At 72.5% G+C, this 8,084-nt stretch carries 7 protein-coding genes; all 7 read right to left on the bottom strand.

Going from position 1 to position 8,084, the window contains the following annotated elements; genetic code table 11:
- Nucleotides 1-262: 262 nt before the first annotated feature.
- The 7 genes from VLK31_RS29310 to VLK31_RS29280 all read right to left on the bottom strand — a co-directional run bounded on the left by VLK31_RS29310 (nt 263) and on the right by VLK31_RS29280 (nt 8,081).
- Entirely contained in the window at nt 263-979 is a 717-nt protein-coding gene (locus VLK31_RS29310) for an AraC family transcriptional regulator (RefSeq protein WP_409171999.1), read from the bottom strand.
- Nucleotides 980-1,064: 85 nt separating this feature from the next.
- Nucleotides 1,065-1,625 carry a hypothetical protein gene (locus VLK31_RS29305; protein ID WP_409171998.1) on the bottom strand — a complete coding sequence of 187 codons (561 nt, stop codon included), beginning with the start codon at nt 1,623-1,625 and terminating at the stop codon, nt 1,065-1,067.
- Nucleotides 1,626-1,692: 67 nt separating this feature from the next.
- Nucleotides 1,693-2,856 (bottom strand): SLC13 family permease, encoded by a 1,164-nt coding sequence (locus VLK31_RS29300; protein WP_409171997.1) that lies wholly within the window; start codon nt 2,854-2,856, stop codon nt 1,693-1,695.
- Complete coding sequence (locus VLK31_RS29295) at nt 2,853-4,181, bottom strand: MFS transporter (RefSeq protein WP_409171996.1); 1,329 nt, start codon at nt 4,179-4,181, stop codon at nt 2,853-2,855. The genes VLK31_RS29300 and VLK31_RS29295 overlap by 4 nt, the downstream gene beginning before the upstream one ends.
- Before the next feature lie 22 nt (nt 4,182-4,203).
- Complete coding sequence (locus VLK31_RS29290; RefSeq protein WP_409171995.1) at nt 4,204-5,076, bottom strand: hypothetical protein; 873 nt, start codon at nt 5,074-5,076, stop codon at nt 4,204-4,206.
- A 150-nt stretch (nt 5,077-5,226) separates the two neighbouring features.
- A complete protein-coding gene (locus tag VLK31_RS29285; RefSeq protein WP_409171994.1) occupies nt 5,227-6,609 on the bottom strand; it encodes a sigma-54-dependent transcriptional regulator in 1,383 nt (460 codons plus the stop codon).
- The gene (locus VLK31_RS29280) at nt 6,594-8,081 is read right to left on the bottom strand and encodes a sensor histidine kinase (RefSeq protein WP_409171993.1); all 1,488 of its coding nucleotides are present in this window, start codon (nt 8,079-8,081) and stop codon (nt 6,594-6,596) included. The genes VLK31_RS29285 and VLK31_RS29280 overlap by 16 nt, the downstream gene beginning before the upstream one ends.
- Between the last annotated feature and the right edge of the window lie 3 nt (nt 8,082-8,084).

Raw genomic sequence — 8,084 nt, 5'->3', positions numbered from 1 at the left:
GGGGGATGTTTGTTTTGGGGGCAGGCCTTCGATCAAGCGCCGCGCTTTTTCAGAAGCCGCCGTGCCCCCACCCCAGCCCTCCCCCAGCGGGGGAGGGAGCAAGTCAAAAGGCCGGGCTCGGTGTGATCGGTTTTGCTCCTTCCCCTTCCGGGGGAAGGCTGGGATGGGGGCAGGCCTTCGATCAGGCGCCACGCTTTTTCAGCGACCGCCGCGCCCCCACCCCAGCCCTCCCCCAGCGGGGGAGGGAGCAAGTCAAAAAAACTCAGCGCCGCAATGCAGCCGTTAGCGCCGATGGCGAGCGGTAGCCTGTTCGGCGCGCTGTCTGCGCCACGCTCATGCCGCCCAGCCGCAGTTCGCGTGCATGCGCCAGCCGCAGCGCGCGCAGCCACTGCATCGCGCCCATGCCCTGCTCGTCGCGGCAGCGTTGCGCGAACTGGCTCGGGCTCAGGCAGGCCACCTCCGCCAGGTCGGCCACGCTCAGCGGCATGTGCCAGCGGTCACGCGCCCAATCGGCCAGCACGGTCCAGTCGATGTGGCGGCGGCGCGAATCGGCGTTGGCTGGCGCGGGGCGCCAGGCCTCCAGCAGCAGCGCCGGGCCGTGCAACAGCGCGAGTGCGGATGCCTGCGGTTGCTGCAGGCACTGCGCCAGGTAGCGCGCCAGCGTGTGCAGTTGCGGCGCGTCCAGCGGCGCGCGCTCGGCGCAACGGGCCCAGCCCGCGTGCGCGGTGTCCAGCACCAGGCAGCGGCTGTGCGGCCCGCGCGCCTGAAAGTCGTGCCGGTCGCCCGGCGTCACCACCTGCGCGTCGCCCACGCCGATGCCGGCGCCGCGCCCTTCCACCTCGATGTCGAGCACGCCCTCCAGCCCGATCAGCACCTGGAAGTGGTCGTGCGCATGGCTGCCGTGGGAGGCGCTGTAGTCGCGCAGCGCGAGCGCGTGGTGCTTTGGCAGGGGAGGAAGGGAAGGAAGGGGCGCGTGCATGGCTGTCGCGGATTGTCCGCGCAGCGCCCTCAACTCCCCAAGCACTGCAAGCCCCGCACGCCTCGCAAGCCCCACCGCGTCAGCGTTAGGCCGCTTCCGCGTCGTGCACCGGCCGGCCGTTGACCCGCGCCGCCTCGACCACGCGCCCTTCGCCGGTCGCCAGCGGCTGGGCGTGGCCTTCGGCCCGCACCTTGTCGCCGACCTTCAGCCCCAGCCGCGCGAAGCCATCGGGCCGTGTGTGGACGAAGTCGCCCGTGTCGAGCACCACGCCGTTGGCTTCGCCGTGGCGTGCGTAGTTCAGGCGCACCACCGTGCCGTCGATGCGCTCGTCGGCGCCCGCGTGGCGTGGCGGCTCGCCGTCGACCGAGGCCAGCCGCTCGAAGCGGTACACGGTGTGGGTGGCCTCGCCCTTGGGGGACGGGCCTTCCTCGGTGCCCTCGATCACCAGCGCCTGGCCGACCTGCAGGCCCGCGAAGGCGGAGGCAGCGCCTTCGTCGTGGCGCTCGAAAACGAACTGCGTGGCCACGCCGTCGGTGTCGATCAGCACGCCTTCGACGCCGCCCTTGGGGCTGTACACCAGGTGTTGAAAGCGGCCTTCGACGGACCAGACGTCGATGGTGTCGTGTTTTTCGTGGGGGTGAGCCATGGGAGAGTCCTTTGTGAGAGTGGGTATGGAACGGAACAGGAACGAAAAGGCGAAAGAAAAACCGCAATCAACCGAGCCGCAGCAGCACCGCCGACGCCGCGCACACGATCAAAAAGGGAATGCTCAGGCGATGAAACTCGCGCAGCCCGTGCGGCACCTTGGCCAGCCGCAGCGCGATGAGGTTGGCCAGCGAGCCCAGCACGCAGCCGAAGCCGCCCACGCTCACACCGGCCGCCAGCGCGGGCAGGTCGTGCACGTAGCGGTCCAGCAAGATGGTCGCGGGCACGTTGCTGATGAACTGCGAGGTGACGATGGCCGCGAGGTACGCGCGCCAGCCCTCGGCAATCGGCCACTGGCCCACCAGCGCGGCCACCGCCGGCAGCTCGGCCAGCTGGCGCAGGTCGACGAACATCAGCGCAATGATGGCCAGCAGTGCCCAGTCGACGCCCAGCAGCACGCGGCGCTGAAACAGCAGGTAGGCCATGAACACCACCGCCAGGCCGGCCAGCAGCCAGTGCCGGTCGAGCGCCACCACGAAGCCCACGAACAGCACGCCCGACAGCGCCAGCAGCCGCGGCTTGACCGGCGCCGCCTCTGCCGCCGGCTTGAGCGCGATGGCCGTGCGCGGCACCAGCAGCCACACGGCCACGAAGAGCCAGAACAGCATCACCAGCACGGTGGGCGCCATCATGGCCATGAAGCCGCCGAAGCTCTCGCCGGTGCGGTGCCACAGGTACAGGTTCTGCGGATTGCCGATGGGCGTGAGGGCCGAGCCCGCGTTCACCGCCAGCGCCTCCAGCACCACCAGCCGCGCCAGCGGCAGGTGCGCCTGCGTGGCCAGCACGCGCGTGAGCGGCACCAGCAGGAACAGGCTCACGTCGTTGGTGACCAGCGCCGACAGCACGGCGGCCGTGGCCACCAGCAGCAGCGCGAGCTGGCGCAGGTTGGTGGTGCGCGCCAGCAGGCGCTGGGCGGCCGACTGCAGCATGCCGCTCTTCTCCACGCCCTGCGTGATGGCCAGCAGCCCGGCCAGCGCGCCCACGGTCTGCCAGTCGACCAGCCGCAGCCAGTCCATCGGCGCGCGCGGGCGCAGAAAGGCGAACAGCACGGCCACCGCCACCAGCACCCAGAGCAGGCCGTTGCCGCCGCCCTCTTTAGCGGGCGCAGCGTCCCCGGCGGCGGACGACGTGGAAGAGGCAGGGGCGAGGGCGGGCACGGAGTCTTTGGTCATGGAGCGGCGGTGGTCAGGGCGGGGTCGGCGGGTGCGTCTGCGGGTGCGGGTGCGGGTGCGTTAGCGGGTGCGTCTGCAGGGGCTCGGCGCCGGTCGCGAGTTTCCGGCATGGCCACTGCGAACAGCGTCAGCGCACAGGCCGCGATGCCCGCCAACAGAATGAAGGCCGTGCCGTAGCCGGCCAGGTGCGCCACCGTGCCCGCCACCAGGTTGCTGAGCGCCGCGCCCAGCCCCACGCAGGCCGCGCCGATGCCCAGCGCCAGGTTGAAGTGGCCGCTGCCGCGTGTGAGGTCGCCGATCATCAAGGTCAGCATCACGCCGAAGATGCCCGCGCCGATGCCGTCGAGCACCTGCAGCGACAGCAGCGCGGCCGGGCTGTCGGCCAGCAGATAGAGCAGCCCGCGCAAAGGCAGCACCGCAAAGCCCGCCAGAAAGATCGGCTTGCGCGGCAGCCGCGGCGCCCAGCGCCCGACCGCCAGCGCAATGGGAATGGTGACCAGCTGCGTGACGATCACGCCCGCAGACAGCCACAGCGTGGCCGACGTGCCGGCCCGCGTGCCCACCTTCTGCGCCACCAGCGTGAGCATGGCGGCATTGGCCAGGTGGAACAGGAAGGCGCACACGAGCAGCACGAACAGGCGGCGGTCGTACCAGCGAGCGGCTGCGGGTGCGGCAGAGTGCGGCGCGGCGTCGGTCCGCGGGTCGGCACCGCGCGCCAGCCGCGGGTCGACATCACGCTGGCGGATCAGCATGGCCGCCGCCACCGTCGGCAGCGCCATCGCCACCGCGTAGAAGAACATCGCGTGCGGCCCGAAGACGTGGCCGACCCAGCCGGTGCCCAGCGCCCACAGCACCGTGCCCGCCGCGGTGATGGCCGCGTTGCGGCCCACGCGCGCGTCCAGCCCCGCGCGGCCCACCATGCCCAAGCTGGTGGCCGCGATGGCCGGCGCCACCAGCGTGCCGGCCGCGCCAATGAGCGACTGGCCCGCCAGGATCACGCCGTAGCCCGGCCAGTTCGCCATGACCACCAGGCACACCGCAATCAGCGCGATGGCCCCGGCGATCCAGCGCGGCTTGTTTCGCACGCTGTCGATCAGCGCGCCGGCCGGCGCCTGCACCACCAGCCCCACCAGCGCCGAGACGAACATCACGGTGCCGATGCGCTGCGGGTCCCAGGCCAGCGTGCCGGCCATGAAGACGATGAGGAACGGGCCGACGCCGCCCTGGATGTCGGGCGCGAAGAAGGCCAGCGCGTCGAGCGCGCGCAGGCTGCGGGGCGAGGGCGCCGGCGCGGTGCCGGCGGCGGGGGGAGCGGCGGTGGTCATGGCGGGTGGGCCCGATGAAGGATCAGGACGCAGGCAGCGGTGCGGGCGGCGCCATCAGCGGAGCGGGCGGCGTGGGGCCGGCGCCTCGGGGGCCGCGCGGGGCGCCCTGGCCATCAGGACCACCGGGGCCACCGGGGCCCACTTGCCCGCGCGCACCGCCGGGTCCGGGCATGAGCCCCGGCCCGCCGAACACCTCGCGCACCGTGTCCGCGGTCGCGCCCAGGCTGGTGGCTTCCAGCGCCGTGCCCTGCGCGCCGCGCATGCCCCAGCCGCGCGCATGCAGTTGCGCGCCGGGTTTCAGCTGTGCGTCGTACGCCGCGCCCACGTGCGGCGGAAAGCGCACGATGGTCTTGTCGGCCAGCACCACACCGCGCACGTCGCCGCGGTCGGTGTACAGCAGGCGCTCGATGCGCCCGGAGGCCGACAGCGCGGTGAGCGCCCCCGGCTCACGGGGCTCGCGCGGCGCCGGGGGCGCCATGCCGGGTGTTCCGGGCATGCCAGGCGCTGGCGGCTGGTCGGTCACGCTGCGGCCGTTGGCGCTGAGCGACTGCATGCGCACCACCGGCACGTTGGGCGCGCGCCAGCCGCTGACCTGTACCGTGTCGCCGGGCTTGAGCAGCTGCATCACCTGGGCCGAGAGATGCGGCGGAAACGCCACCTGCGTGCCGTCCGCCAGCAGCAGGCCGTCGGCCTCGCCGTTGGGGTTGAGCAGCCATTGCTGCACGCGGCCCGTGGCCACGGTGCCCGCCTCCGGGGCCACCGGCGCGGCGGGTGCCATGCCGCCGATCGGCGGCGGCGGCACCGCGCCACCATTACGCGGTGGCGGCGTCTGGGCGAAGGCAGCGCTGCCGGCCAGCAGGCAGGCAGCGGCGATGAAGGTGATGCGCGGTGTCATGGGTGGCTCCTTTGTGGATGGATGCCAAAAGACATCTCACACAACGTGCCAGCTCACGAACCCTTTGAAATCAACGACTTGCGTCGGGTGCCAGGGCCGAGGCTGCATGCGCCGGGGACACCATGTGTCCGGTTTGCGGACACCTTTGGCTCACGCCAGGCCGTACTGCGTCAGCTTGCGGTACAGCAACTGGCGGTGAATGCCGAGCCGGCGCGCCGTCTCCGCGCGGTTGCCCTTCGTTTGCGCGAGCGCGTGGGCGATCAGCAGGCGCTCAAGCTTTTCGACGGTGGCGGGCAGCTCGCCGTCGAGCCAGTCGGCGGGCAGCGTGCCGGCCAGGTCACCGCGCGGGCCTCGGGTGTCGTTCACCAGTCCGAAACCCACCTCGACAGCCAGGTCCGCCCCGCCGATCACACGGTGCCGCACCAGCGCATGGCAGCGCTCCATCACATTGCGCAGCTCGCGCACGTTGCCCGGCCACGGATGGCTCAGCAGGCGCTGCGCCGCATCGGCCGACAGTGCCTTGGGCGCCTCGGCCCCGGCCGCGCGCCGCAGAAAGTGCTCGGCCAGCGGAATGATGTCGGCCAGCCGTTCGCGCAGCGGCGGCATGCGGATCGACAGCACGTCCAGCCGGTACAGCAGGTCTTCGCGAAAGCGCCCCTCGCGCACCGCGGCGGCCAGGTCGCGGTGGGTGGCGGCCACCACGCGCACATCGACCTTCACCGTGCGGTGGCTGCCCAGTGGCGTGACTTCGCCCTCCTGCAGCGCGCGCAGTATCTTGGCCTGCACGTCCAGCGCCATGTCGCCGATCTCGTCGAGCAGCAGCACGCCGCCGTCGGCCGCGCGAAAGCAGCCCGGCCGCTCGCCGGTAGCGCCCGTGAAGGCGCCGCGCACATGGCCGAAGAGCTCGCTCTCGAGCAGCTCCTTCGGAATGGCCGAGCAATTGACCGCCACAAAGGGCCGCTCCGCGCGCGCCGAATGGCGGTGCAGCGCGCGCGCCACCATCTCCTTGCCGGTGCCTGTTTCGCCCAGCACCAGCACCGGCATCGCGTTGGCGGCGGCCAGGCCGATGCGCTTGTGCACCTCGCGCATCGCATGGCTCGGGCCGATGAGTTGGTTGCTGTCGTCGTCCGAGTCACCGCCCGACGCGGGCGTCGAAGGGGAGGCCGCCGTGTGCTGCTGCAATGCGCGCGCCAGCACCTCGCGCACCGCCTCGCGGCTGATCGGCTTGGCCAGGTGGTCGAAGGCGCCCAGGCGCATCGCGTCGATGGTGTTGCCCGCGCTCGCGAACGCTGTCAGCACGATCACCGGCGGCAGCCGCGCCAGGCGCGCCCGCAGCGCCGCGAGCGTCTGCAGGCCGTCCATGCCGGGCATGCGGTGGTCGAGAAACACGGCGTCGAAGCGCGCGCGTGATGCCGTCTCCACCGCCTCGGCGCCGCTGGCGACCGCCACCGTGGCGTGGCCCAGGCCCTGCAGCGTTTCGGCCAGCGTGTCGCGAAAGGCGTCGTCGTCGTCGACGATCAAGAGATGCGCCATGGCAGCTCCAGTTCGAAGCGGGTGCCCGGTGTCAGCGGCACATGGTGCAGCTCGCCGCCATGCGCCAGCGCCACCTCGCGTGCCAGCGCCAGGCCCAGGCCGGTGCCGTCGGCGCGGCCGGTGGCAAAGGGCTCGAACAGGCTGGCCCGCAGCGACGCGGGCACGCCGGGGCCGTCGTCTTCCACGCGGATGGCCAGCGTGCGCGCATCGGGCTGCACCGCCCAAAGCACCACGTGTCCGCCGCGCGGCGCATGGCGCACCGCGTTGTCGAGCAGGTTGTCGACCGCGCGCGCCAGGTGCACCGGGTCGAACACGGCGCTGGCGGGCCGGTCGTGCCGCAGCGTGACCTGCACGCCCGCCGCGTCCGCCTTGGGCGCCACGGCGGCCACGCGCTCGTCCAGCCAGCGGTGCAGCACCACCTCTTGCGGCACCAGCGTCACCGGCTGCACCAGCGCCAGCAGGCTTTGCACCAGGCCGTCGAGCCGGTCGATCTGCCCGACGATGGCCTGCAGCGCCTGGCCCTGGCGCTCGGGCGTGGCGGCCAGCGCGTTTTCGGCCTTCAGCCGCATGGTGGCGATGGGGTTGCGAATTTCATGCGCGATGCCGCCCGTCATGCGGCCCAGCGCGGCCAGGCGCTGGTCGCGGCTGCGCTGCTGGGCGGCGTCGCGCAGGTGGGCACGGGCCTGCTCGAAGCGCAGGCGGTAGCGGTTGAAGCCGTCGACGATGCGGTCGAGCTCGCGCACGCCGGTGCGCGGCAGCTCGGGCATGGCGCCGCCGTCGGCGTCGGCTTGCGCTTCGGCTTCGGCCTGCGCGAGACGGTTTTCCAGGCGCTGCACATGGCGCAGCCCGCGCAGCAGGATGAAGCCGAGCCACAGCCCCGACGCCAGCACCAGCACCAGCAGCACGCCCAGCCCGGTGCGCAGGCTGCCCTGCGCGGCCAGCGCGCCGCCGTGGGTGCGCGTCATGGTCCAGGCGGCCAGGTCGTTGGCCGGCGTGGCCAGCGGACACGCCGAGACGATCAGCGCCTCGCGGCTGCCGCGCACCACGTCGGTCTGCGGCTGCTGGGTGCGTGCCGCGAGCTGCGCCATTTCGGCGATCAGCGGCTGCTCGGCCGCGGGCACGTCGCGCTTGACGCCGCTGCCCTCGTAGGTGGGGTAGGCATAGGCGAGCTGCCCGCCGGTGGCCTGCCACACGCCGCCTTCCACATGCGGCGCCTCGATCAGCACCAGCTGCAGCAGCACCTGCAGCAGGTCGAGCTGGGGCTTGGCGGGAGCGCCCGACGCTCCCGGGGTGGCCGACTTGGCATACCGCGCCGCGATGGCCCGGCAAGACTGCTCGGTGGCGCTGCGCCCCGCCGCCACCTGCGCGCCGGCGCTGCTGCGGTACAGCGTGAGCATCACCACCGCCAGCGCGGCGCACATGCCGAACAGCAGCACCCAGAAGAACAGCAACTGACCGCGCAGGGATTTCATCTG

Source organism: Variovorax sp. H27-G14 (assembly GCF_046156345.1).
Taxonomy (GTDB): domain Bacteria; phylum Pseudomonadota; class Gammaproteobacteria; order Burkholderiales; family Burkholderiaceae_C; genus Variovorax.
This window is presented reverse-complemented; position numbering and strand designations above follow the sequence as displayed.

Coding starts and splice junctions, on each gene's coding strand:
- VLK31_RS29310 (WP_409171999.1), bottom strand. CDS start 979: ATGCACGCGCCCCTTCCTTCCCTTCCTCCCCTGCCAAAGCACCACGCG.
- VLK31_RS29305 (WP_409171998.1), bottom strand. CDS start 1,625: ATGGCTCACCCCCACGAAAAACACGACACCATCGACGTCTGGTCCGTC.
- VLK31_RS29300 (WP_409171997.1), bottom strand. CDS start 2,856: ATGACCAAAGACTCCGTGCCCGCCCTCGCCCCTGCCTCTTCCACGTCG.
- VLK31_RS29295 (WP_409171996.1), bottom strand. CDS start 4,181: ATGACCACCGCCGCTCCCCCCGCCGCCGGCACCGCGCCGGCGCCCTCG.
- VLK31_RS29290 (WP_409171995.1), bottom strand. CDS start 5,076: ATGACACCGCGCATCACCTTCATCGCCGCTGCCTGCCTGCTGGCCGGC.
- VLK31_RS29285 (WP_409171994.1), bottom strand. CDS start 6,609: ATGGCGCATCTCTTGATCGTCGACGACGACGACGCCTTTCGCGACACG.
- VLK31_RS29280 (WP_409171993.1), bottom strand. CDS start 8,081: ATGAAATCCCTGCGCGGTCAGTTGCTGTTCTTCTGGGTGCTGCTGTTC.